Source organism: Bradyrhizobium sp. Leaf396, from assembly GCF_001424605.1.
Lineage (GTDB): Bacteria > Pseudomonadota > Alphaproteobacteria > Rhizobiales > Xanthobacteraceae > Bradyrhizobium > Bradyrhizobium japonicum_C.
Map to the genome: position 1 here is coordinate 71998 of NZ_LMQJ01000005.1, position 24199 is coordinate 96196.

Annotated in this window: 24 protein-coding genes; 17 read left to right on the top strand and 7 right to left on the bottom strand. The window is 65.6% G+C overall.

Translation table 11 applies throughout. The features are described from left to right. Positions 1–21 precede the first annotated feature (21 nt). The 4 genes from ccoG to ccoS are packed head-to-tail and all read left to right on the top strand — an operon-like array spanning position 22 to position 4358. On the top strand, positions 22–1488 hold the full coding sequence (gene ccoG, locus ASG57_RS07000) for a cytochrome c oxidase accessory protein CcoG (RefSeq protein ID WP_024340147.1): 1467 nt from the start codon (positions 22–24) through the stop codon (positions 1486–1488). Positions 1489–1504: 16 nt separating this feature from the next. Continuing rightward, positions 1505–1990 carry a FixH family protein gene (locus ASG57_RS07005; protein ID WP_024340146.1) on the top strand — a complete coding sequence of 162 codons (486 nt, stop codon included), beginning with the start codon at positions 1505–1507 and terminating at the stop codon, positions 1988–1990. An 11-nt stretch (positions 1991–2001) separates the two neighbouring features. Further along, a complete protein-coding gene (locus ASG57_RS07010; RefSeq protein ID WP_024340145.1) occupies positions 2002–4191 on the top strand; it encodes a cation-translocating P-type ATPase in 2190 nt (729 codons plus the stop codon). Beyond that, entirely contained in the window at positions 4191–4358 is a 168-nt protein-coding gene (ccoS, locus tag ASG57_RS07015) for a cbb3-type cytochrome oxidase assembly protein CcoS (protein ID WP_008550618.1), read from the top strand. The genes ASG57_RS07010 and ccoS overlap by 1 nt, the downstream gene beginning before the upstream one ends. Here the strand turns inward: ccoS and ASG57_RS07020 are convergent. Then, positions 4355–5557 carry an MFS transporter gene (locus ASG57_RS07020; protein ID WP_024340144.1) on the bottom strand — a complete coding sequence of 401 codons (1203 nt, stop codon included), beginning with the start codon at positions 5555–5557 and terminating at the stop codon, positions 4355–4357. The two genes, ccoS and ASG57_RS07020, sit on opposite strands and share 4 nt — an antisense overlap. A 101-nt stretch (positions 5558–5658) precedes the next feature. Further along, on the bottom strand, positions 5659–6138 hold the full coding sequence (locus ASG57_RS07025) for a cupin domain-containing protein (protein ID WP_024340143.1): 480 nt from the start codon (positions 6136–6138) through the stop codon (positions 5659–5661). Between the two features lie 235 nt (positions 6139–6373). Between ASG57_RS07025 and ASG57_RS07030 the strand changes: the two genes are divergently transcribed. Together ASG57_RS07030 and ASG57_RS07035 are read left to right on the top strand one after the other, a co-directional pair. After that, on the top strand, positions 6374–6658 hold the full coding sequence (locus tag ASG57_RS07030) for a hypothetical protein (RefSeq protein WP_024340142.1): 285 nt from the start codon (positions 6374–6376) through the stop codon (positions 6656–6658). Positions 6659–6741: 83 nt separating this feature from the next. After that, positions 6742–7458, top strand: coding sequence for a peroxiredoxin-like family protein (locus ASG57_RS07035; RefSeq protein WP_024340141.1), 717 nt, complete (start codon positions 6742–6744; stop codon positions 7456–7458). Between the two features lie 9 nt (positions 7459–7467). Here ASG57_RS07035 and ASG57_RS07040 read toward each other — a convergent pair whose 3' ends face one another. Further along, positions 7468–8355: a LysR family transcriptional regulator gene (locus ASG57_RS07040; protein WP_024340140.1), complete on the bottom strand. Its 888-nt coding sequence runs from the start codon at positions 8353–8355 to the stop codon at positions 7468–7470. 188 nt (positions 8356–8543) lie between these two features. On the opposite strand from ASG57_RS07040, the gene ASG57_RS07045 reads away from it, so the two are divergent. The 3 genes from ASG57_RS07045 (at position 8544) to ASG57_RS07055 (ending at position 11611) form a co-directional block, all read left to right on the top strand. Beyond that, on the top strand, positions 8544–9368 hold the full coding sequence (locus tag ASG57_RS07045) for a 3-hydroxybutyrate dehydrogenase (RefSeq protein WP_024340139.1): 825 nt from the start codon (positions 8544–8546) through the stop codon (positions 9366–9368). Positions 9369–9438: 70 nt separating this feature from the next. Then, on the top strand, positions 9439–10587 hold the full coding sequence (locus ASG57_RS07050) for a DUF3734 domain-containing protein (protein WP_024340138.1): 1149 nt from the start codon (positions 9439–9441) through the stop codon (positions 10585–10587). 73 nt (positions 10588–10660) lie between these two features. Beyond that, a complete protein-coding gene (locus tag ASG57_RS07055; protein WP_024340137.1) occupies positions 10661–11611 on the top strand; it encodes an oxygenase MpaB family protein in 951 nt (316 codons plus the stop codon). An 81-nt stretch (positions 11612–11692) separates the two neighbouring features. Here ASG57_RS07055 and glgA read toward each other — a convergent pair whose 3' ends face one another. Continuing rightward, positions 11693–13108, bottom strand: a complete 1416-nt coding sequence (gene glgA, locus ASG57_RS07060) for a glycogen synthase GlgA (protein ID WP_024340136.1) — start codon at positions 13106–13108, stop codon at positions 11693–11695. 182 nt (positions 13109–13290) lie between these two features. Here glgA and ASG57_RS07065 point away from each other — a divergent pair, with 182 nt between their 5' ends. From ASG57_RS07065 to ASG57_RS07100, 8 genes are all read left to right on the top strand, one after another. Beyond that, positions 13291–14487: a CaiB/BaiF CoA transferase family protein gene (locus tag ASG57_RS07065; protein WP_024340135.1), complete on the top strand. Its 1197-nt coding sequence runs from the start codon at positions 13291–13293 to the stop codon at positions 14485–14487. 130 nt (positions 14488–14617) lie between these two features. After that, positions 14618–16153, top strand: a complete 1536-nt coding sequence (locus ASG57_RS07070) for an ABC transporter substrate-binding protein (protein ID WP_024340134.1) — start codon at positions 14618–14620, stop codon at positions 16151–16153. Positions 16154–16160: 7 nt separating this feature from the next. Then, positions 16161–17111 (top strand): ABC transporter permease, encoded by a 951-nt coding sequence (locus ASG57_RS07075; protein WP_024340133.1) that lies wholly within the window; start codon positions 16161–16163, stop codon positions 17109–17111. Further along, complete coding sequence (locus ASG57_RS07080; protein WP_024340132.1) at positions 17098–17967, top strand: ABC transporter permease; 870 nt, start codon at positions 17098–17100, stop codon at positions 17965–17967. Before ASG57_RS07075 ends, ASG57_RS07080 begins: the two co-directional genes overlap by 14 nt. Then, positions 17964–18956, top strand: a complete 993-nt coding sequence (locus ASG57_RS07085) for an ABC transporter ATP-binding protein (RefSeq protein WP_024340131.1) — start codon at positions 17964–17966, stop codon at positions 18954–18956. Before ASG57_RS07080 ends, ASG57_RS07085 begins: the two co-directional genes overlap by 4 nt. Beyond that, positions 18953–19924 (top strand): ABC transporter ATP-binding protein, encoded by a 972-nt coding sequence (locus ASG57_RS07090; protein ID WP_024340130.1) that lies wholly within the window; start codon positions 18953–18955, stop codon positions 19922–19924. The genes ASG57_RS07085 and ASG57_RS07090 overlap by 4 nt, the downstream gene beginning before the upstream one ends. 82 nt (positions 19925–20006) lie before the next feature. Continuing rightward, a complete protein-coding gene (locus ASG57_RS07095) occupies positions 20007–21074 on the top strand; it encodes an alcohol dehydrogenase (RefSeq protein ID WP_024340129.1) in 1068 nt (355 codons plus the stop codon). A 133-nt stretch (positions 21075–21207) separates the two neighbouring features. After that, the gene (locus ASG57_RS07100; RefSeq protein WP_024340128.1) at positions 21208–22287 is read left to right on the top strand and encodes an isocitrate/isopropylmalate dehydrogenase family protein; all 1080 of its coding nucleotides are present in this window, start codon (positions 21208–21210) and stop codon (positions 22285–22287) included. 34 nt (positions 22288–22321) lie between these two features. Here ASG57_RS07100 and ASG57_RS07105 read toward each other — a convergent pair whose 3' ends face one another. The 3 genes from ASG57_RS07105 to ASG57_RS07115 form a co-directional block, all read right to left on the bottom strand. Further along, complete coding sequence (locus ASG57_RS07105; RefSeq protein WP_024340127.1) at positions 22322–22603, bottom strand: hypothetical protein; 282 nt, start codon at positions 22601–22603, stop codon at positions 22322–22324. A gap of 104 nt (positions 22604–22707) precedes the next feature. Beyond that, positions 22708–23529, bottom strand: a complete 822-nt coding sequence (locus ASG57_RS07110; protein ID WP_024340126.1) for an enoyl-CoA hydratase — start codon at positions 23527–23529, stop codon at positions 22708–22710. A 291-nt stretch (positions 23530–23820) separates the two neighbouring features. Further along, complete coding sequence (locus tag ASG57_RS07115) at positions 23821–24192, bottom strand: helix-turn-helix domain-containing protein (RefSeq protein WP_020608151.1); 372 nt, start codon at positions 24190–24192, stop codon at positions 23821–23823. Positions 24193–24199 lie beyond the last annotated feature (7 nt).

Genomic DNA, 24199 nt, shown 5'->3' on the forward strand with positions numbered 1-24199 from the left:
CTCTTCGAGAAACTCCAGGCGATGAACAAGACCGTAAATCCGAACGAACTGAAGCCTGCGGATGACACCGGGCCGCTCTATGCAGCCCGCAAGAAGGTCTATCCCCAGAGCGTCTCCGGCACGTTCCGCCGGATCAAATGGACGCTGATGGCGATCTGCCTCGGCGTCTATTATTTCCTGCCGTTCGTGCGATGGAACCGCGGTCTCGGCGCGCCCAGCCAGGCGGTGCTGATAGATCTTCCCAACAGCCGCTTTTACTTCTTCTTCATCGAGCTGTGGCCGCAGGAGGTCTACTACTTCACCGGCCTGCTGATCGTGGCCGCGGTGGCGCTGTTCCTTATGAACTCGGTCGGCGGTCGCATCTGGTGCGGCTATCTCTGTCCGCAGACGGTGTGGACCGACCTGTTCTATGCCGTCGAACGTCTGGTCGAAGGTGACCGGCGCGAGCGGATGAAGAAGGACAAATCGTCCGATCCGCTGAAGCTCGAGCGCATCTCCGAGATCGTGCTCAAGCATTCGATCTGGCTCATGATCGCGTGGTGGACCGGCGGCGCCTGGGTGCTCTATTTCACCGACGCGCCGACCCTGGTGAAGGAGCTCGTCACGTTCCAGGCGCCGATGATCGCCTATATCTGGATCGGCATCCTCACCGCGACGACCTATGTCCTCGCCGGCTTCATGCGTGAGCAGGTCTGCACCTATATGTGCCCATGGCCGCGCATTCAGGCCGCGCTCACGGACGAATGGGCGCTCAACGTCACCTATCGCTACGACCGCGGCGAGAAGCGGACGTCTGTCAAGAAGGCGGCCGAGCTGCGCGCGCTCGGCCAGCAGGTCGGTGACTGCGTCGACTGTTATCAATGCGTCGCGGTCTGTCCGACCGGCATCGACATCCGCAACGGACCGCAGCTCGAATGCATCCAATGCGGGCTGTGCATCGACGCCTGCGACAACGTGATGGCGAAGATCGGCCGGCCGAAGCGGCTGATCGGCTACGACAACGACATCAACATCCACCGCCGCCAGGAAGGCAAGGCGCCGATCTACCGCATCGTCCGCCCGCGCACCATCGTCTACAGCGCGATCATCGTGGCCATCGGCGGCTTCATGACTTATACGCTCGCGACCCGCAGCCTGCTCGACGTCAACGTGCTGCACGATCGCAACCCGATCGCGGTCAAGCTCAGCGACGGCTCGATCCGCAACGCCTACACGGTGCGGCTGCTCAACAAGAGCGGTTATGACCGCGTCATTGCGATCGACGCCAACGGGCCGGCCAATGCGACGATCCATGTCATCGGCGTCGATTCGGTAACGCCTGATCGGCCGATGATCGTGATCCCACGCGACTCCACCAGCGAGCTGCGGCTGCTCGTCACCGCGCCGGCAGAGAACAATCCGGAGAAGTCGATCCCCGTCCGTTTCCTGGTCACCGATATCGGGCTCGGCGAGGTCGCTTCCGCAACCGACAATTTCGTCTCACCTTGAGGATCAGGAGACTGCCATGGCATCCAAGCCGCTGACCGGAACCAAGGTCTTCCTGATGCTGGTCGCTTTCTTCGGCGTCGTGATCGGGGCCAACTTCACCATGATGAAGCTCGCGATCGCGACGCTGCCCGGCACCGACGTCGACAGTCCCTATGCCGCAGGCCTTGTCTACGATCGCGAGATCTCGGCGGCGCAGGACCAAGCTGCGCGCAAGTGGAAGGTCAACGCGCATATCGAGCGCCGCAGCGACGGCGGCGCCTCGGTCCAGATCGAAGCCCGCGATGCCGGCGGCCAGCCGATCTCGGGACTGAAGTTCGGCGGCCGGCTGGAGCGGCCGACCGACAAGCGCGCCGATCTCGCCGTCGAGCTCACGGAATCCGGCATTGGTCTCTATCGCGGCAGTGCCGCGGACGTCGCGCCGGGCCAATGGGACCTGGTGATCGAGGGCGAGGCGCGGGGAACGCGCGTGTTCCTGTCGCGCAATCGCGTGATCCTGAACTGAAGGACGCCGTCATGCACATCACGCGGGATTTTTCGCACTACGTTCGGAGCGCGGGCGAGGGCGTCCAGCACATCGATCTCGCGGTCGAGGGCGTTCACTGCGCCGGGTGCATGGCCAAGATCGAGCGCGGCCTGTCAGCCATTCCCGATGTCACGCTGGCACGCGTGAATCTCACCGACCGCCGCGTCGCCCTGGAATGGAAGGCGGGCACGCTCGATCCCGGCCGATTCATCGATCGGCTCGAGGAACTCGGTTACAAGGCCTATCCCTTCGAGACCGAAAGCGCGGAGGCGGCCGAGGTCGCCGAATCGCGTTTCCTGCTGCGCTGTCTCGGGGTCGCAGCCTTCGCCACCATGAACGTGATGATGCTGTCGATCCCGGTGTGGTCGGGCAACGTCTCGGACATGCTGCCCGAGCAACGCGACTTCTTCCACTGGCTCTCGGCGCTGATCGCATTGCCGGCGGCGGCCTATGCCGGCCAGCCGTTCTTCCGTTCGGCCTGGCGCGCACTGTCGGCGAAGACCACCAACATGGACGTGCCGATCTCGATCGGCGTGATCCTGGCTCTCGGCATGTCCGTGGTCGAGACCATCAACCACGCCGAGCACGCCTATTTCGACGCGGCGATCATGCTGCTGACCTTCCTGCTGGTCGGCCGCTTCCTCGACCAGAACATGCGGCGCCGGACGCGCGCGGTCGCCGGCAATCTCGCCGCGCTCAAGGCGGAGACGGCCGCGAAGTTCGTCGGTCCCGACGAGATCTCGCAGGTGCCGGTTGCCGCGATCAATGCCGGCGACATCGTGCTGCTGCGACCGGGTGAGCGCTGCGCGGTCGACGGCACCGTGATCGAGGGGCGTTCCGAGATCGATCAGAGCCTGATCACCGGCGAGACGCTCTATGTCACGGCAGAGCAGGGCACGCCGGTCTACGCGGGGTCGATGAACATTTCGGGCACGTTGCGGGTCCGGGTCTCGGCCGCCTCGGAGGCGACGCTGCTCGCGGAGATCACGCGGCTGCTCGACAACGCGCTCCAGGCGCGCTCGCGCTACATGCGCCTCGCCGACCGCGCCTCGCGGCTCTACGCGCCGGTCGTGCACGCGACCGCGCTTCTGACCATCCTCGGCTGGGTCATCGCCGGCGCGAGCTGGCATGATGCGATCGTCACCGGCGTGGCGGTGCTGATCATCACCTGCCCGTGTGCGCTCGGTCTTGCCATTCCGACCGTGCAGACGGTCGCCTCCGGGGCGATGTTCAAAGCGGGTGTGCTGCTCAATGCCGGTGACGCCATCGAGCGGCTGGCCGAAGCCGACCATGTCATCTTCGACAAGACCGGCACGCTGACGCTGCCCGATCTCGAAGTCATCAATGCCGCCGACATCCCCGCCGACGTCTTCGATCTCGCCGGCCGGCTCGCGCTGTCGAGCCATCATCCGGTGGCGGCGGCGGTTGCGCAGGCCGCCGGTGCGAAGTCTCCGATCGTCGGAGCTGTCGAGGAATCCGGTCAGGGCGTCCGCGCGAGCGTCGACGGCGTCGAGCTTCGCCTGGGGCGCCCGTCCTTCTGCGGCGCCGGGGCGTTGGTCGGCGGCGCCACGGTGGATCCCGAAGCGTCGATCGTGGCTTTCAGCAAGGGCAGCGAGAAGTTCATCCTTTCCGTCCGCCAGGGCTTGCGCCCCGATGCGCGAGCCGCGATTGCGGCGCTGAAGGCGCGCAACATGGGCATCGAGATCCTGTCCGGCGACCGCGAGCCGGCGGTGAAGGCGGCGGCCAATGCGCTTGGAATCCCGGAATGGCGCGCCGGCGTGACGCCTGCCGACAAGATTGCAAGGATCGAGGAGCTGAAGCAGCGCGGCGCCAAGGTGCTGATGGTGGGCGACGGCATGAACGATGCGCCTTCGCTCGCGGCAGCCCATATCTCGATGTCGCCGATCTCGGCCGCGCATCTCAGCCAGGCGACCGCCGATCTCGTCTTCCTCGGCCGGCCGCTGGCCCCGGTCGTCGCCGCCATCGACGCATCGCGCAAGGCCTTGCACCTGATGCGGCAGAACCTCTGGCTCGCCATCGGCTACAACGTTCTGGCCGTGCCGGTCGCGATCAGCGGTGTCGTGACGCCCCTGATCGCGGCAGCCGCCATGAGCGGTTCGTCGATCCTGGTCATGCTGAACTCGCTGCGCGCCCGCAGCGCCTCGCGGGAGATCGTGTGATGGAGATCCTGGTCATTCTGGTCCCGCTGGCGCTGATGCTGGGAGGTGCGGGTCTCGTCGCCTTCCTCTGGTCGCTCAGGAGCGGACAGTACGACGATCTCGACGGTGCCGCCTGGCGCGCCATCGCCGATGACGAGCCGCCGCAGGAAGCACCGGCGAAACGCTAGCGTTTCAGGGCGAAGGTGAGCACGGCCGCCAGCGCGAGCGCCACGCCCACGCCGGCGACGCAGGCCTGCCAGCCGAAAGCATCGAACAGCCGGCCGAGCACGGCCGTGCCGACGAGCCCGCCGCAGAAATAGCACGCAAGATAGGTGCCGCTGGCAAGGCCGCGGTTGTCGGCTGCCGCCTGTCCGATAAAGCCGGTCGCGGCGGCCTGGGCGAAGAACGTGCCGACGCCGACCAGGACCATTCCGGCGAGCACCGTGCCAAGATGCTGCGCCAGCATCAAGGGCAGCCCGAGCCCGGCGACTGCGAGCGCGCTCCAGATCGTGGGCCGCGTTCCCAGCCGCGCGGCCACCTTGCCCGCGAGAAGCGTCGTGACGATCGATGGCAGGAAGACGAAATAGACGAGGCCTAGATCCATCATGCCAAGCGACAGTGGCGGCCGCACCAGAACGAAATTGACGAAAGTGAAGGTGCCGATGAAAGCAAACAGAATGCAGAAGCCGATGCCGTAGGCGGCGCGCAGCCGCGGATTGCGCCAATGCGCGATCATGGCGGCCAGCGGAGATCCCGCAGGCCTCATCGCATGCATCGGCGGCACGCGCTTGATGGTGAAATAGACCAGCAGTGCGCCGGCAAGATTGAGCCCGGCGAAGACGTAGAAGTTCCAGGCGAGGCCGAGGCCATCGGCAAGCGCCGCCGAGATCAGCCGCCCGACGAGGTTGCTGGCGACATTGCCGGTGATGTACGCCGCAAACGCGCTGCCGGCGTCCATGGCGCTGCACTGCTCGCCGAGGTGAGCGAGGGTGAGTGCGAAGGCGGAGGCCATGCACAGGCCCTGCGCGACGCGCAGGGCGGTGAAGACGGCCAGATTGGGCGCGGAGGCCAGCAGGCTGGTGGGGATCGCAAGAAATGCCAGGCTGAGCAGGATGCCCGTTCGCCGGTCGATATGCGGGCTGAAGATACCGACGACGAGACCGGCAAGGGCCATGCCGAAGGTGCTGGCATTCACCGCAAAGCCCATCGCTGCGGGGGTGACGCCGTAATGCCGTGTCAACGAGGGAAGGATCGCCTGCGTCGCGAAGAGATCGACGACGGTCAGGAAGGCGGTGAGGCCGATCACGATCGAGCGAAGCGCGAAACCGGGGGGATGCGCCTCCATCGTCATCGCGCCCGGCTTGATGGGAGCCGAAAGATCGATCATGCCTGATTGTCCTGTGCGGATGTGGCGCCCGGCATGCGGGGCCGGCATGGGGAATCCGGGCGCCACACCCGGTAACGAGTGCGCTGGGGCTGGGGCGCTCGTTACATGTGATGGTCGTTGGGATCCTTGCGGACGTCGCCGACGTAGAGAATGACGGTCTCCTTGCCGAGGTTCTTCCACCAATGCGAGGTGCCGTAGACTTCGGGGCGGATGTCGCCGGCCTTGTGCACGATCGGATCGACGCAGTTGGAGGCGTATTCGACGATCTCGCCTTGTTGCACGAAGATCAAAGCCGGGCGGTCATCATGGCTGTGCCAGGGCACGATGCCGCCGGGCGCGATGGTCAGCTTGCGGAAGCGCAGCTCGCGGCCCTCGATACGGGCAGGCTGCTTGCCGAGATCGATCGCGCCGAGCGTAACGTCGGTGACGCCGACGGCCTTGTGGTCGACCATTTGCTGCGCGTTCGGCTTGATCTTGCCGGCCGGGCACTCGCCGGCGAAAACCGGCGTCGCAAACGTCAGCGCCCCGAGAACGGCAACGCCTGTCCACACCACGCGGGAGGCTGTGAGATGCCTAGACATGGAAAGTCTCCTGTGTTGGCCGCAACCGCGATGGTCGCGGGCGATGGCAGGAGCTTCGTCGAGACCGTCTCCATATTGAAATGCCGGCTTGCTTTCGATGCGATAGCCCGGCGCTATCCCGATAGGCGACGGCTATCGAACCGATTGGGCATCGGCATTTCCGCTTTCGCGATATCCGGCGTCCGATGGCAGCGCGCCCGATCGGCGGGCGTTCTCGTCAGTTCGGAGGAGCACCATGACGCAATTTTCCAAGACCCTGATCGCGACCGCCGCCTTTGCGGTCATCGCAACGGCGGCCTTTTCGCAAGCCGCATGGGACTTCAAGCCCGGCATGGCCTATGTCTATGGCGGACCCGGCAAGATGTCCGCGATGGCCATGGCCCCGGCCGAGAAGAACCACGAGGCCATGATGAAGCACGCGAAGAAGGTGCCCGACAACACCGTGTTCTTCATGGACAATGGTACGTTGTACTCTGCCTCCGGGCGGCTCGATCCCACCGGCAATTTCTACGTGAACTGAACCGGTCCTGGCATCGCGGCCGCCCCTTGCGGGCGGCCGAACCGGGAAACTAGTATTCACCACGGGGAATGCCGGAGCAGAAGATGACCTCTCTCTCGCCAGCCGACGCCGAACAGCTCAGGCTCGCCTTCCAGCGCTGCCGCGACATGGACGGCACGCTGAACGAACAGCTCCGCGCCTATGCCGACGCCAGCCGCAAGGTCTTTCCCGCCTATGGCGAGGCGGTCGATCGCCTGGTGATGCGATTGAGCGGAAATGGCGGCGGCGAGACGGCGCCGCGCCGGGGCGACCCCATGCCGTCGTTCATGCTGCCTGACGAGGGCGGGCATCTCGTTTCCTTGCCTTCGCTGCTGAGGAGCGGCCCTGTCGCGGTGATGTTCTTCCGCGGTCATTGGTGCCCCTATTGCCGGCTCAATGTTCGTGCCGTGGTCCAGGCGCTCGATCGCATCAAGGCATTTGGGGCACAGGTTGTCGCGATCATGCCGGAGACGCAGGAATACACGCGGCAGCTCAAGGCCGAATCCCGCGCGCCATTTCCGATGCTGACCGATCTCGATAATGGCTATGCGCTGTCGCTCAACCTCGCAATCTGGCTCGGCGTGGAGATCCAGCAGTTGCTGTCCTATCAGGACATGGCGAAATTCCACGGCAACGACGGTTGGCTGCTGCCGATCCCGGCCGTATTCGTGGTCGGGCGCGACGGCATCGTGAAAGCTCGCTTCGTCGATCCCGATTTTCGCAAGCGGATGGAGATCGACGATCTGATCGAAGCGCTGGAGAGCGCCAGCCGGGAGAACTGAGCGTCCGCGCTACCCTGCGATTTGCCGCCAGTCTGCGCCGCGCAGCATGCGCATCACGGCATTGCCCACGGCGGTGCGTTGACGGCCGGCGACGCCATACAGGTTGACGGTGCGGCGGGCGTCCAGCCCCGCGACCACGGCCCGTGTCAACCGATCCGGCACCGGCGAAGTGTGCGGCATCATGGCGACGCCCATGTCGGCCTCGACCAGCTCGATCAGATCGCGCTCATTCGAGACCTCGGGGCCATGCTCGATGTCGATGCCGTGTTCGCGCAGGCTCACGGAGATGCGGCGCGCGTGTTCGCAGAAGGTCCGGTTCAGCAGCTGCTCCGATCGCAAGTCGTCCAGGTCGATCGAACTGCGGCCGGCCAGCCGGTGTCCGTTGCCGACGACCAGCTCGAAGCTCTCGGTGAACAGCGGCCAAACGTCGAGGCGGTCCCAGGCCTCGTCGATCTCCGCGGCGATGCCGAGTTCGGCTTCGCCCTTCTTCAGGAAGTCGCCGACCTCCCGGCTGGTGCCGCGCAGGAAGCGGAATTCAAGGCGGTTGAACTGCCGTTTGATCTCGTTGAGATGCGGGATGAGCAAGCCGAGGTCGATCGCATGGGTCAGCGCAATGCGGAGCGCACCGATCTCTCCGCTCTTGAACGAGGAGGCGAGCGAGCGTGCGCCGGCGGCGGCGTCATAGCACTGCTTCAGGAGCGGATGCATGCGCTGGCCGAGCTCGGTCAATTGTGCCGCCGGCCGCTCGCGGCGGAATAGATCGCCGCCGAGCTCGGCCTCGAGCTGCTTGATCGCGCGCGTCAGCGACGGCTGCGTGACGTTGCACTCCTCGGCCGCGCGCGTGAAGTTCAAGAGCTGCGCCACCGCGAGGAAATAGCGGACCTGGTGCATTTCCATGGATCGGTTCCCCAGCAGGATGGATCGGAATCTAACCGATCGCAGCGGGGAATGTCATCCCGGCCGCGATAGCGCGCGCGTATGGTTTTGGAAGCCAGGCGGCATTTCCATGCGGAGCGGCCACGCGTCATGGTCCTGCAAATGTCGGAGCTCGGCCCGAGCCCGGCGATCGCCGATGGAGGTCAGTCATGAACATGCCGCTGGAGCCGCAGACCCAGCAGCCCGGACGCGCGCTGGCCGGAAAGGTCGCGCTGGTCACGGGGTCGACCAGCGGTATTGGCCTCGGTATAGCACGAGCGCTGGCGGCCGCCGGCGCTGACGTCGTGCTGAACGGCCTTGGTATCGCGAGCGAGATTGGCCGGGCGCGCGAGCAGATCGCCGCCGAGTTCGGCATCAAGGCGAGCTACTCGCCCGCCGACATGACGAAGCCGAAATCGATCGCGGAGATGGTCGCGGCCATCATCGCCCAATCAGGCCGGCTCGACATTCTCGTCAACAATGCGGGCATCCAGCATGTCGCCCCGCTCGATCAGTTTCCCGTCGAGAAATGGGATCAGATCCTCGCGATCAACCTGACCTCGGCCTTCCACACGACACGGCTCGCCCTGCCGGCGATGCGCCGGAGCGGCTTCGGCCGGATCATCAACGTCGCCTCCGCGCACGGCCTGGTCGGCTCGCCGTTCAAGTCGGCCTATGTCGCGGCCAAGCACGGAATCGTCGGTCTGACGAAGGTCACGGCGCTGGAGACCGCGGAGGAGGGCATCACCTGCAACGCGGTCTGCCCCGGCTACGTTTCCACGCCGCTGGTCGAATCGCAGATCGAGGCGCAAGCCAAGGCGCACGGCATCTCCCGCGATCAGGTAATCCGCGACGTTTTGCTGGCGCAACAGCCGAACAAGCGTTTTGCCACGGTCGAGGAGCTCGGCGCGCTGACAGTGTTCCTGTCAACGGATGCGGCGGCTTCGATCACCGGCATTGCGCTTCCGGTCGACGGCGGCTGGACCGCGCATTGACATGGGCCGGCGTAACAAGCTGTCTTCGACGACGAATGGTCGATCGGGGCAGGCTCATCAGGAGCAAGACATGGACGATATGCAGAACGACATGCAGAGCAAGGTTACGGACCTGCCGGGACAGGTCGTGCTCGTGCTTCAGGGCGGCGGCGCGCTCGGCTCCTATCAGGCCGGGGTCTACCAGGCACTGCACGAGGCCGGCATCGAGCCGGACTGGGTCATCGGCACGTCGATCGGTGCGATCAATGCAAGCCTCATTGCCGGCAACAGGCCCGAGCACCGGCTCGCGCGATTGAGGGAGTTCTGGAAACGAATGGAGCAGCAGCCGGTCTGGGACTGGCGAGCCGCGTTTCCCGGCTTCAACGAGAAGCTCGCCTATTGGTCGACCGTGACCCACGGCATTCACGGTTTCTTCCGGCCCAATCCACTGGCGCATGCCGGCGATTCCTATCCTCTCGGCGCCGATCACGCCGGCTATTATTCGACCGCTCCGCTGGAGAAGACGCTGAGCGAACTGGTCGACTTCGATCTTGCCAATCGCTGCGCGCCGCGCCTGACGGTTGGCGCGGCTCACGTCGGCACCAGCGAAATGCGCTATTTCGACAGCCGAGACGGCGAGCTCACGGTGAAGCATGTGATGGCTTCGGGCGCGCTGCCACCGGCTTTCCCGGCCGTACGTATCGATGGCGAGCTCTATTGGGACGGAGGCATCTTGTCGAATACGCCGACGGAGGCGGTGTTCGACGACAATCCGCGGAGGAATTCGCTGATCTTCTCCGTGCATCTGTGGAATCCTGTCGGGCCCGAACCGACGACGATGGCGGAGGTGCTGAATCGGCACAAGGACGTGCAATATTCCAGCCGCATCGCGAGCCAGATCGTGCGGCAGCAACAGGCGCATCGGCTGCGTCACGTCATCAACCAGCTCGCGGCGCGACTGCCCGAAAGCGAGCGTAGCGACCCCGCCGTGCGCGAACTGGCGAGCTACGGCTGCCCGACCCGCATGCATGTGGTGCGCCTGCTGGCACCACAGCTCGAGCGCGAGACCCATACCAAGGATATCGATTTCAGTCCGTCCGGGATCACGCGGCGGTGGCATGCCGGCTATGCTCACACGAAATCGGTGCTGGCGCGCAAGCCCTGGATCGGCGAATTTGATCCGCTCGCCGGCGTGGTGCTGCACGAGCATATGGACGAGATGCCGATGGCGGCCGAGTAGGGATCGCCCGCCTTCATCGAATTGCCACAGGCCTTGTGCATCGTGATCGGTCCGCAGTCGAAAGGCCCTGCAAGTGGTGTCCGCCAGCGATCTGGAATCCGCTCTCGATCGGGTCCGCGCCAATGCGGCGGGACCGGTTGCCGGCGTGTTCGGACCTGACACGGTCACCTGGCGGATCGACCGCGAGGCCGTGATCTTTCTCGGCGCCGGCCGAGCGCTGCTCATGCAGCTGGCCCATCCCTGGGTGGCAGCCGCAATCGCCGAGCATTCCAAGACCTTTGCCGATCCGATCGGCCGTTTTCATCGCACCTTCGACATCGTCTTCGCCATGGTGTTCGGCTCGCTTGACCGGGCACTGTTGGCGTCGCGGCAACTGCACCGGCGCCACGACATGATCCTCGGCGAGATGCCCGAGACGGTCGGCCCGTTCGCGGCAGGCTCGCGCTACCGTGCCAATGACATTCCATCGCTACGCTGGGTTCACGCCACGCTGGTCGAGACCGCGTTGATGGCCCACGATCTCGTTCTCCAGCCGCTCCCAGGGGAGGAGCGTGAGCGCTATTGGGCCGAGAGCCGCATGTTCGGCGCGCTGTTCGGCCTGACGGGAGACGACTTGCCCGCGGACTGGTCCGGGTTCGCCGCTTACACCGGGGCGATGGTGGAATCCGACACGCTGACAGTCAGCCCGGCGGCACGCGAGATCGCGACGCAGATCTTCATGGGCGCGCGTCCATGGCTGCGGCCATCGCGATGGTATCGTGCGATCACGGCAAGGATGCTGCCCGAGCGGTTGCGGGCCGGGTTTGGGTTTGAGCTCGATGCGCGCGAGATCCGGTCAGCCGACAATGCGCTGAGATGGATACGGCGCGTCTATCCGAAATTGCCCGACCGGCTGCGCTATGTCGGTCCCTACCAGGAAGCGCAGGCGCGGCTGCGGGGTGAGATGCAGCCGGACTGGATGACACGGTGTCTCAACCGGGCCTGGATCGGACGGCCACGGATGGATGTGCGCGGGAAGGGGTGAGGTCCCAGTCACGCTGCCCCACGTCCGGGGCATGAGTAAGGAGTGGGCGCACCCGCCTCTCCGCGGAGAAAAGCCCCGGCGTCACACCGATGCCAGCTTGCGGTAGAGCGCGCTGTAGCTGCCGGCCGAGATGCTCCAGGAGAACGATCGTCCCATGGCGCTGCGGCGCATGGCGTCGAGCTGGTCGTGCGCCATGAAGGCGGAGAAGGCCCGGCGCACGCCCCCGAGGAAGGATTCGCGCGAGGGTTTTGAGAACAGGAATCCGGTCTCGCCGTCGCTGATGGTCTCGGCAAGGCCGCCGGTCTGGTGGCCGATCGGCAGCGAGCCGAAGCGCTGGGCATACATCTGGCTGAGGCCGCACGGCTCGAAGCGCGACGGCATCAGCGTGAAGTCGCTGCCGGCGAAGATGCGGCGCGCCTGGGCGTCGTTGAACCCGATCGCCACCCCGATTGCGTCGGGACGGCGGCGATGCGCGTCGATCAGAGCCTGCTCGAGCGCCGGCTCGCCGGAGCCGGTGACCACGATCTGCCCGCCGGCATCGACGATCTCGTCGGCCGCCGACAGCACGAGGTCGATGCCCTTCTGGTGCACGAGGCGCGCGACGATGCCGAACATCGGCCCGCGCGAGACCGCTAAGCCAAACTGCTTACGCACGTAATCCGCGTTGGCTCTCTTCCCGGCCCAATCGCCGGCGCCGAACTGCTGCGCGAGCTGGGCGCAGGAACGCGGGTCCCAACTCTCGTCGATGCCGTTGAGGATGCCGGTGAGCTCGGCGGCGTCGGAGCGCAGACGGAGCAGACCCTCGAGGCCGCAGCCGAATTCCGCGGTGGTGATCTCCCGCGCGTAGGTGCCGCTGACTGTGGTGAGGTGCGAGGCGTAGACAAGGCCCGCCTTGAGGAAGGAGACCTGGTCGTAGAACTCGACGCCGTCGATGTGGAAGGAGCTCTCCGGCGCGCCGATCCGACGCAGCGAGTCCTTCGGGAAGAGGCCCTGATAGGCGAGGTTGTGGATGGTCAGGATCGACGGCAGCTTGGCGCCGCGCCAGGCAAGATACGCCGGCACGAGCGAGGCCGGCCAGTCATTGGCATGAATCAAGTCTGCTGCCCAATTCTTGTCCAGCGTGCCCATGGCCAGCTCAGCGGCGGCCGAGGCAAAGCGCGCGAAGCGGATGTCGTTGTCGGGCCAGTCGCGCCCGGACTCATCGCCATAGGGGTTGCCGGGCCGGTCGTAGAGCTGCGAGCACAACAGCACGTAGACCGGCATTCCGTCCTTGGTCGCGGCCCGGCCGAGCGAGCAGGCCGGCATCTCCGCGAATGCAGGGCAGCGGCCAACGATCTGGATATGCGTGAGTTGCTCGATGATGTCGCGATAGCCGGGCAACATGATCCGGATATCGGCGAAGGAGCGAAGTGCACGGGGAAGCGCGGCGGAAACGGCGCCCAATCCGCCGACGCGGACGAAGTCGTCCATCTCTGTGGTGACGAATAAGACCCTCAAGAACAGCCGCCCTCTTCCGATCCCGGTTTGCTACTATGCAAGAACGGGTCCAGTTGTCCTGGAATTCCCAAGCCCCCCATTCGGCGCGTCCGCTCGGTAAATACTTTCCTACTCAGCCGCCGCCCTCTAGGGTCAGCGCATCAACAAGAGAGAACATTGAAGGTTCCAAGAGGGCTCCGGGGATGCAGCTAGCAGATAAGCATGAGGGAACGACGACAAAGGCCTTCGCGGGCCTGCGCGTCCTGGATTTTTCGACGACGATCGCCGGCCCCCATTGCACACGCATGCTCGCCGACATGGGCGCCGAGGTCATCAAGATCGAGACCGAGGGCGGGGAGACGATGCGGACCCGGCCTCCCTTGCGCCAGGGATGCAGCACCGTGTTCGGTCAGCTCAATGTCGGCAAGAAGAGCGTCGTGCTCGACCTCAAGTCCGAGGACGGCAGGGAGACGGTCCGCCGGCTGGCCGCGACGGCCGACATTCTGGTGGAGAATTTCCGCCCGGGCGTGATGCACCGGCTGCGGCTCGACTACGACCGGCTGCGCACGGTCAACCCGAGGCTGATCTACTGCTCGATCTCCGGCTACGGCCAGACCGGCCCCTCGGCCGAGCTGCCGGCCTACGCCCCCGTGATCCATGCGGCGTCCGGCTACGACATGGCGCATCTGGCCTATCAGCCGGGCCGCAACCGTCCCGATTATTGCGGCATCTATCACGCCGACGTCGTCACCGGGACCTACGGCTTCGGCGCGATTGCTTCGGCGCTCTATCAGCGCAGCGTGACCGGCCTGGGCCAGCATATCGACGTCTCCATGCTGGAATCCATGCTGAGCTTGACGGTGATCGAGCTGCAGAGCTCGCAATTCGCGGTGAAGCCGCCGCCGCGCCCGATGTTCGGCCCGACCGAGACGGCGAGCGGCTATGTCATGATCACGGTCGCAAGCGAGAAGACGTTTCAGGGATTGATGGCCGTGATCGGACGCCCCGAATGGATCTCCGATCCACGCTTTGCCACCTACGCGGCGCGCCGCGAGAACTGGGCTGACCTGATGGACGGCGTCGAGATCTGGTCGCGTCAGCTCAAGACCGATGCGTGCCTCGCCGCGCTTGGCGCTGCCGGCGTGCCGGCCTCGGCCTACCGCACCGTGGCCGAGGCGCTGGCCGACCCGCAGCTTGCGCACCGGCAGGCGCTCTCCGAGGTGCGGGACGAGGGTGGCTCCTTCCGCGTGCTCAATCTGCCGTTCCGGATGTCCGGCGCGGACACCGCGCCCGGCAAGATGATCGCCGTGCTCGGCGAGCACACCGACGCGCTGCGCAACGAGATCGGCATCGCCAGCGACACGTCAATTCCGCCAGGCAAAACAGCCGCGACGAACTGAGCGACATCGCCGCCGCGTGCGGCGCTCGGACTTCTGTTCGTTCCTCTTGCGGTGGCGGGCATTTGTCGTCAATCTCGCCCTCAAGTCGTTCAACGATCCGAAACATCGGACGAGCGATCCGGGAGGAACCATGACGAACATCGCTGCCGCGGCACGCAAGCGCGCGCCGCTTCTCCTCGTTGCGGCCTTTGCGCTGGCCGCGCCGGCGCAGGCGCAGAAACCGGGCGGCAGCATCACGGTCGGCCAGGAGCTGGAGATCGCAGGCTTCGATCCGCTCAAGGTCGGCGTCTACGACACCTCGACCTTCACCGCAGCCGCCGCGATCTTCGACACGCTGACGACGCTCAATGAAAAGGGAGAAGCCGCGCCCAAGCTCGCGGTGTCCTGGACCCACTCCGCCGACTACAAGACCTGGACCTTCAAGCTGCGCCAGGGCGTGACATTCCACGACGGCACGCCGTTCAACGCGCGGGCTTTCAAGGAGAATTTCGACCGGCAAAAGGATCCCGCCAACAAGTGCCGCTGCGCCTTCTACATCAGCAACGTCAAGGAGGTGCTGGCGCCGGACGATGACACCATCGTCTATAATCTCACCGACCCTTCAGTGAACCTGCCGGCGGTGATCACCATCCAGAGCCAGAACAACGTCGTTCACTCGCCTACGGCCTGGAAGACCAAGGGCGACGACTACAACCGCAATCCGGTGGGCACCGGTCCCTACATCCTGAAATCCTGGACCGCCGGCGACCGCATGGTGCTGGAGAAGAACCCCAACTATTGGGACAAGGGTCGCCCCTATCTCGACCGCATCATCCTGAAACCATTGCCCGACGCGCAGTCGCGCTTCGCTTCGCTGCAATCGGGCGAAGCCGACATCATCTGGGACGACGAGAACGACGCCGACAACATCATGAGGGCGCAGAAGGACCCGAAGCTCACCGTGCACACCTACAAGGGCTCGGGCGCTGCGGTCTATGCCTTCAATACCAAGGTCGCGCCCTTCGACGATGTCCGCGTGCGCCAGGCGCTGGTGATGGCGATCGACCGTCCCAAGATGTCGCAGGCGATCAGCAACGGTCTGAGCCGGCCGGCGAGCAATCCCTACGGCGACGGCTCCTGGGTCAAGTGCAAGGACGACGGCGCGCTGCCGTTCGACGTCGAGAAGGCCAAGGCGCTGATCAAGGATTACGGCAAGCCGGTCGAGTTCAAGATGCTGGTGACGGCGACGCCGCGCGGCCGCATGATCGGCCAGGTGCTGCAGCAGTTCTGGAAGCGCGTCGGCGCCAATATGGAGATCGAGCAGGTCGATCAGGCCACCATTCCCTCGCGCGCCTTCACCCGCCAGTTCCAGCTGACGCCGTGGCGTATCGTCGATCTCGCCGATCCAGATCCGCAGATGTACGCGAACTTCCGCAGCGGCAGCCCGCTGGCGCTCGCCGGATACTCGAATCCCGAGCTCGACAAGCTTCTCGACCATGCACGCGTGACCGCCGAGCTCGGCCAGCGCACCGAGGACTATTGCGCGATCAGCCGCCTGATCAACAAGGAGGCGATCTGGTTCTGGACCTTCCAGAATACCTATTACGCATTGTCGAGCACCAGGCTGAAGGGCTTTCCGAAGATCTACAACGGCGTGATCGACGTCTCGACCACCTGGCTGGAATGACCGCGCGATGCTGAACTTCGTCGTTCGGCGGCTCCTTGCCATGCTGCCGGTTCTGCTTGCCGTGTCGCTCCTGACGTTCCTGATCGCCTCGCTGCTGCCGGGCGATCTGGCACTCGTCATCCTCGGCGACCAGGCGACCCCGGAGAACGTCGCGGCACTGCGTCGCGACATGGGGCTCGACCAGCCGCTGTGGTGGCGCTACCTGAGCTGGCTCGGTCAGGTGATGCAGGGGGATCTCGGCCGTTCCTTCCGCACCGGGCAGACGGTGCTGCAGGCGGTCGCCGAGCGCATCCCGGTCTCGCTGCAGCTGATGTTGATGGCCGAGTTCATCGGGCTCCTGATCGGCGTGCCGCTCGCGATCGTCTGCGCCGCGCGGGCCGGCGGCGCGTTCGACCGCTTCATGACCGGCGGCGCCTTCGCCATGCTGTCGATGCCGTCTTTCCTCACTGCAATCCTCCTGATCTATCTGTTTGCGGTCGAGCTGCGGTGGCTGCCGGCGACCGGATATGTGCCGTTCACCGAGGCGCCGCTCGCCAACTTGCGCTTCTTCGTGCTGCCGGCCCTGACGCTCGCGCTCGCGGAATGGCCGGGCATCATGCGCGTGCTGCGCTCCGACATGATCGCGACCTTGCAGGAGGACTATATCGCGCTCGCCAAGGCCAAGGGCCTCAAGCCCGCGCGCATCCTGTTCGTGCATGCGCTGAAACCCTCGTCACTGACGCTGGTGACGGTGACCGGCATCAACATCGGCCGCCTGCTCGGCGGCACACTGATCGTGGAATCGATCTTCGCGCTCCCGGGCATCGGCCGGCTGCTGGTCGGTGCGATCTACACCCGCGATCTCGTCATCCTCCAGGGCGTGGTGCTGCTGGTCGCCTGCGGCTTCGTCATCGTGAATTTCATCGTCGACATGCTATACGCCGTGCTCGACCCCAGGATCCGCCATGGCCACGCTTGAGCTGTCAGTTCAGGACGAGGTGGCATCCGCGCCCGTTCGCGGCAACAAGTTCGGCTTCCTGTTCTGGGTCGCGGGCGGCTGGCTTGCCATCATCCTTTCGCTCGCAATACTTGCACCGGTGCTGCCGCTGCAGAACCCGGTCGACATGGACATGCTGGAGCGCCGTGCCACCTTCTCGAGTGAGCATTGGCTCGGCACCGACGGACTCGGTCGCGACGAGCTCGCCCGGCTGATCTTCGGTGCGCGCGTGTCGCTGACGGTCGGGCTGATCGCGCCGATGATCGGCCTCGTTATCGGCGGCGCGCTCGGCCTCGTTGCCGGCTATTTTCGCGGCCGGTTCGAGACGGTGGTGGTCGGCAGCATGGACGTGCTGCTGGCCTTTCCGCCGCTGATCTTCGCGCTCGCCGTGACGGCCTATCTCGGGCAATCCGTTCCCAATCTCACCGTCATCCTGGGCGTGCTCGGCATTCCCGCCTTCATGCGGGTGGCGCGTGCGGCGACGCTGACGTTGGCGCGGCGCGAGTTCGTGATCGCGGCCGAGGCGTTGGGCGCCAGCCATGCCCGCATCCTCCTGCGCGAGCTGCTGCCGAACGTGATCCTGCCGCTGCTCGCCTTCTTCCTGCTCGGCGTCGCCGTCACCATCGTGGTCGAGGGCGCGCTTTCCTTTCTCGGCCTCGGCGTGCCGCCGCCAATGCCGAGCTGGGGCAGCATGATCGGGGAAGGACGCGAGAGCCTCGACGTTGCGCCGCGGCTTGCCTTCCTGCCGGCGGCGGCGCTGTTCCTGACCGTGCTGGCGTTCAACCTCGTCGGCGACACCTTGCGGGCGCTGACCGACCCGCGTCAGGGGGCGCTGTGAGCGCGCCTCTTCTGACCATCGAGAACGTCGCGGTCGACCTGCCGACCCCGCGCGGCAATCTGCGCGCCGTCGATCATGTCAATCTCTCGCTGGAAGGCGGCCGCACGCTCGGCATCGTCGGCGAATCCGGCTGCGGCAAGACCATGCTGTCGCGCGCAGTGCTTCAGTTGTTGCCGAAGAAGGCGAAGCTCGCGGGACGCGTCATTTTCGACGGCCAGGATCTGGTGCGGCTCGACGCAGAACGCTTGCGCCGGCTCCGGGGACGCGATCTCGCGGTCGTGTTCCAGGATCCCATGACCTCGCTCAATCCCGTGCTCACGATCGGGACGCAGCTGATGGAGACGATCCAGGAGCATCTCGAACTCGACGCGCCGGTCGCGAAGAAGCGCAGCATCGAGCTGCTGGCAGCGGTCGGCATCCCCGCGCCGGAGCAACGGCTCGCGCAATATCCGCACCAATGTTCCGGCGGCATGCGCCAGCGCATCGCGATCGCGATCGCATTGTCCTGCGAGCCGAAGCTTCTGATCGCGGACGAGCCGACGACCGCCCTCGACGTCACGATCCAGGCTCAAATCCTCGATCTGCTCGCGCGCGAGCAGCGCCGCCGGCACATGGCGATGATCATCATCACCCACGATCTCGGCGTGGTCGCCGGCCGTGCCGACGAGGTCGCCGTGATGTATGCGGGCAGGGTGGTGGAGCGCGCGCCGACGTCTGCGCTCTTCAAGCGCATGCACATGCCCTACACCGAGGCGCTGCTGGCGGCGATCCCGAAGCTCGACACTGCGCCGCATACGCCGCTGCCGGCCATCTCCGGCCGTCCGCCCGATCCGACGCGGCCGCTGAAGGGCTGCTCCTTTGCGCCGCGCTGCCGCTATGCCGCTGGCCGCTGTCACGAGGCCAAGCCGGAACTGATGGATGCGGAGACGCCCGGGCATCGGTACGCCTGTTTCCATCCAATCCGGATGGCGGAGGGGATCGGCGCATGATGCAGCTTGCCGTCCGCCCCGAGCCGCTTCTGGAGGTCAACAATCTCGTCGTCGAATATGGTCTCGGCAACAAGACGGTGCACGCCGTCTCCGGAGTCAGTCTCCAGGTCGCGCGCGGCGAGACGCTGGGACTGGTCGGCGAATCCGGCTGCGGCAAGTCGACGCTGGGACGCGCGGTCTTGCAGCTGCGCCGCGCCAAATCCGGCCGCGTGCTGTTCGACGGCGAGGACCTCACGGCCATGGAGGGCGAGGCGCTGCGGAAAATGCGCCGGCGCGTGCAGCTGATCTTTCAGGATCCGATCGCCTCGCTGAATCCGCGCCGGCGCATCGGCGACATCGTGGCGGAGCCGCTGATCATCGCCGGGATCAAGGATGCCGCCGAACGCAAGCGTAGGGTCCACGAGGTGCTCTCTGCGGTTGGGCTCGATCCCGATCTCGTGGCGGGACGTCTGCCGCATGAATTTTCCGGCGGGCAATGCCAGCGCATCTGCATCGCGCGCTCGCTGGTGCTCAATCCGGAGTTCATCGTCTGCGACGAGCCGGTGTCGGCGCTCGACGTCTCAATTCGCGCACAGATCCTCAATCTGCTGGAGGAGATGAAGGTGCGCTTCGGTCTGACGCTGCTGTTCATTGCGCATGACCTCGCAGTCGTCAAAGCCGTCAGCGACCGCGTCGCGGTGATGTATCTCGGTCGGCTCTGCGAGGTCGGGCCCTCGGAGCAATTGTTCGCAAGGCCCGCGCATCCCTACACCGGGCTGCTGCTGCAGGCGATTCCGGTGCCCGATCCGGACGTGCGTCCCGCAGAGAGTGTTGCGACCGGGGAGCCGCCATCGCCGATTGCGCCGCCGTCCGGTTGCCGCTTCCGTACCCGCTGCCCGCGGGCCGATCAGCGATGCAGCGCGGAGATACCGGAGTTGCGCGAGGTCGTTCCCGGCCAGTTCGCGGCTTGCCACCATCCGCTGGCCTGAACTAAGACGGCTCCGGGTTTGTCTCGTCTCGCCCGCCGTGGCATGGTGGCGCGACAAGCAAGAAGCATGCGGGAGGACGCCGATGAAGAGTTTCAAGGTCGCCGATTTCAAAGCGCCGTTGAAGGAGTTCGACGAGGCCACGCCGCAGCCGTCGGGCACGCAGGTGCTGATCAAGGTGAAAGCCGCGGGCGTCTGCCATAGCGATCTCCACATCTGGGAGGGCGGCTACGATCTCGGCCACGGCCGCAAGCCGCTGTCGCTGAAGGACCGCGGCATCAACCTGCCGCTGACCATGGGCCACGAGACGGTCGGTGAAATCCTTGCCTTCAGTCCCGACGTGAAGCCGACCGACCAGGGCGATCTCAAGCTCGGCGATGTCGGCCTCGTCTATCCCTGGATCGGTTGCGGCAAATGCGCCACGTGCCTTGCCGGCGACGAGAACATGTGCCTGACGCCGCGCTCGCTCGGCGTCTATTGCGACGGCGGCTATGCCGACCACATGCTGGTGCCGCATCCGCGTTATCTGCTCAATCTGAAAGGTCTCGACCCCGCGACGACCGCGCCCTATGCCTGCTCGGGCGTCACCACGTATAGCGCGCTGAAGAAGGTCGAGCAGCACTTCGACACGCCCATCGTGATGTTCGGCGCCGGCGGCCTCGGCCTGATGGCGCTGTCGCTGCTCAAGGCGATGGGCGGCAAGGGCGCCATCATGGTCGACATCGACGTGAAGAAGCGCGAAGCCGCCGAGAAGGCCGGCGCGCTGGCGACCGTCGATCCCAAGGCGCCGGATGCGCTCGAGCAGCTTGCCAAGAAGGCGGGAGGCCCCATCCGCGCCGTGATCGACCTCGTCGGCAACGCCGCGACGACGCAGCTCGGCTTCGATTGCCTGACCAAGGGCGGCAAGCTCGTCATCGTCGGCCTGTTCGGCGGCGGCGCGACCTGGGCGCTGCCGCTGATTCCGATCAAGGCGATCACGATCCAGGGCAGCTATGTCGGAAACTTGCGTGAGACGCAGGAATTGCTCGACCTCGTCCGGACGAAGAAGGTGCCGCCGATCCCGGTGACGACGGCCCCGCTCGCCAAGGCGAACGATGCGCTCTTGCAACTGCAGCAGGGTGCGGTGGTCGGGCGCACGGTGTTGACGCCGTAAAGATTGACACTCTCCCCGTCATTGCGAGGAGCGAAGCCACGAACAAACCAGAACGTCGCCGCAGATGCAGTTCTGGATTCTTTCGCTTCGCTCGCAATGACGACTTGGCTGACTCCTTCCCCGAGGCTCTCGAATGTCCGCAAACAACGCCTTCCATATCGCCGTGCTCGCCGGCGACGGCATCGGCCCCGAAGTCATGGCGCCGGCGCTCGAAGTGTTGCGCAAGGTCGAGCAGAAGTCCGGCCTGAGCTTCCGCTTCACCGAGGCGCCGGCCGGCGCCAACAACTATCTGGCCACTGGCAAGTCGATGCCCGACTCGACCATCAAGCTGTGCGAGGAGGCGGATGCGATCCTGCTCGGCGCCTGTGGCCTGCCCTCGGTGCGCTACCCCGACAACACCGAGATCGCACCGCAGATCGAGCTGCGCTTCATCTTCGATCTCTATGCCGGCGTGCGTCCGGCGCGGCTCATTCCGGGCGTGCCGAGCCCGATCGTCGGCGCCGACCAGCGCGGCATCGATCTCGTCGTCATTCGGGAATCGACCGAAGGCCTGTTCGCCTCGATGGGCAAGGGCGTCGTCACCCACGAGGACGCGCGCGAGACCATGGTGATCACGCGTCGCACCTCCGAGCGCCTGTTCGAATTCTCGTTTCGCCTCGCGGAGCGGCGCAAGGCGCGCGGCAGGCCGGGCGCGCTCACCTGCGTCGACAAGGCGAACGTGTTCAAGGCGTTTGCGTTCTTCCGCGGCATTTTCGACGAGATCGCGAAGAAGCATCCCGAGGTGAAGACCGACCGGCTCTATGTCGATGCCTGCTCGGCGATGCTGGTGAAGCGGCCCTGGGATTTCGACGTGATGGTGATGGAGAACATGTTCGGCGACATCGTCTCCGACATCACAGCGAGCCTGATCGGCGGCCTCGGCATGGCACCGTCGGCCGATATCGGCGATGAATATGCGGTGTTCCAGCCGTGCCACGGCACCGCGCCTGACATCATGGGGCAGGGCAAGGCCAATCCCACCGGCATGATCCTGTCGGCCGCGATGATGCTGGACTGGCTCGCCGACAAGCACGGCCTCGAGAGCGCTGCGGAAGCCGGCGAGACCATCGAGCGTGCGGTGGACCAGATCTATGCCGGCGGCATCAAGCCGATGGAGTTCGGCGGCAGCAACGGCACGGCGGATATTACAAAGGCCGTGCTCGCGGCGCTGTAATCAAGGAAAAGGGGCCCGCAGGCCCCTTGGTCGTTCACCAGCGGCGCCAGTGATGGTGATGACGCCAGCGCCATGGACGGGGGCCATAGAAGCGCGGGCCGCCATAGTAGCCGTAGGCGCGGTAATAGTTCGGGCGCCACCAGCAGCGGCCCCAGGGGTTACAGACCCAGCGCACTTGCTCGACCTCGGCGGGCGGACCGCTTGCAATCTTGTCCGCTTGCGGAATGCCGTTCGGCATTGCCGCAAGTGCCTGTCCGGAGGCGAGCGCCACACCGCCGACGGCAGCCAGACCAAGAACAGCAAATTTCAGTGTCATCGCAATCTCCCTCGTTGCTGGCGGGAGAACTTTCGCGGGATCAAGTGGTTGCAACGGCGCTGAACTGCACGCGGAATTTAATCTTCCTGAATGTCGGTTCAGCTTCAGCGGCCCCGGAATTGCGGCTTGCGCTTTTCCATGAAGGCCTGCCGGCCCTCGCGGAAATCCTCCGAGTCCATGCAGGCATTGCCGATCGCCTTGACCGCCTCCATGTCGCGCCGGCTTTCATCCTCAAGCACCTGCGTGATGGTGATCTTTGCGGCCTTGATCGCGAGCGGAGCGTTCTGCGAGACCGTCTCTGCGATCATCATGGTCTCGCCCCAGAGCTCGTCGACAGGGAACACGCGCTCGACCAAGCCAATGCGGAGCGCCTCTGCGGCATCGATGCGCATTCCCGTGTACATCAGAAGCCGCGCCCAGGACGGACCGACCAGCGACACCAGATGCCGCAGGCCGTCATAGCCGTAGGCGATGCCGAGTTTGGCTGCGGGTATGCCGAACTGGCTCCCATGCGAGGCGAGGCGGATGTCGGCGAGCATCGCAACCTGCATGCCGCCGCCGAGGCAGTAACCGTCGATGCAGGCGATCGTCGGCTTGGGATAGTCGGCGAGCAGCGCGCGCTGGGCGGCGCTGCGCCTGGCGTATTCCTCGGATGCCGCTGCATTGTGCCTGGCCTTCTCGAACTGGCTGATGTCGGCGCCAGAGACGAATGCCTTGCCGCCGGCGCCGCGCAGGATCACGACCCGCACGTCGTCGTCGTCGCGCAAGGCGGTCAGCGCCATGCCAAATCCCTCCCACATCTCCAGCGACATCGCGTTGCGCTTGTCCGGATTGTTGAAGGTGATCACGCCGACGCCGCCGGCCGCGTGCTGGAGGATCCTGCCGTCGGCGTAAGGCATTCCGGTCGTGCTGAACATGTCGGGCATCGTGCGCTCGCTGGTCGTAGGACGAGCCGCAATGTGCGGCGCAGGCGCCGCCATGGTCAACCCGGGCAAGGGCGGGCAGCTTGCATCCGCCCGTGCTTCGGTTGCATGCGCGAAGCTCGACGAAGGTGGCGGCTGACCGCCAACAAAAAGGAGCGGCCAGGCCGCCCCGAGACAGACCCCGCGCAGGGGCACGGGCGCAGACATATTTCGTCCGGTCTCGTTCAATCCAGCCGCGCCCCCTTGACGCGGTGGATTGAACGTCGGCCGTGAAGGCCAAACCGTCGTTCGACTTCAGCTCTCGTTGGCCGCGATCGATTCCATCAGCGAGACGAGCTGACGCTGCACCGTCTGGTCCTTGATCTTGCTGTAGGCGCGCAGCAGGCGGAGGCTGAAGGCCGAATCCAGGAAGAGCAGGCTCTCGACTTCGCGCGCCTTGTTGTCGCCGTCGTAGAAGAAGGTCACGGGCACGTCGAGGGCGGAGGCGATCTGCTGAAGGCGGGCCGCGCCGACGCGATTGACGCCCTTTTCGTATTTCTGGACCTGTTGGAAGCTGACTCCGAGCTTCTCGCCGAGCTCGGCCTGCGAGATCTTCATCTCGACGCGCCGCAGCCGAATCCGCTTGCCGAGCTCGATGTCCGGCTTCCCGGCGCTGCGCTGCTTCATTCTTTTT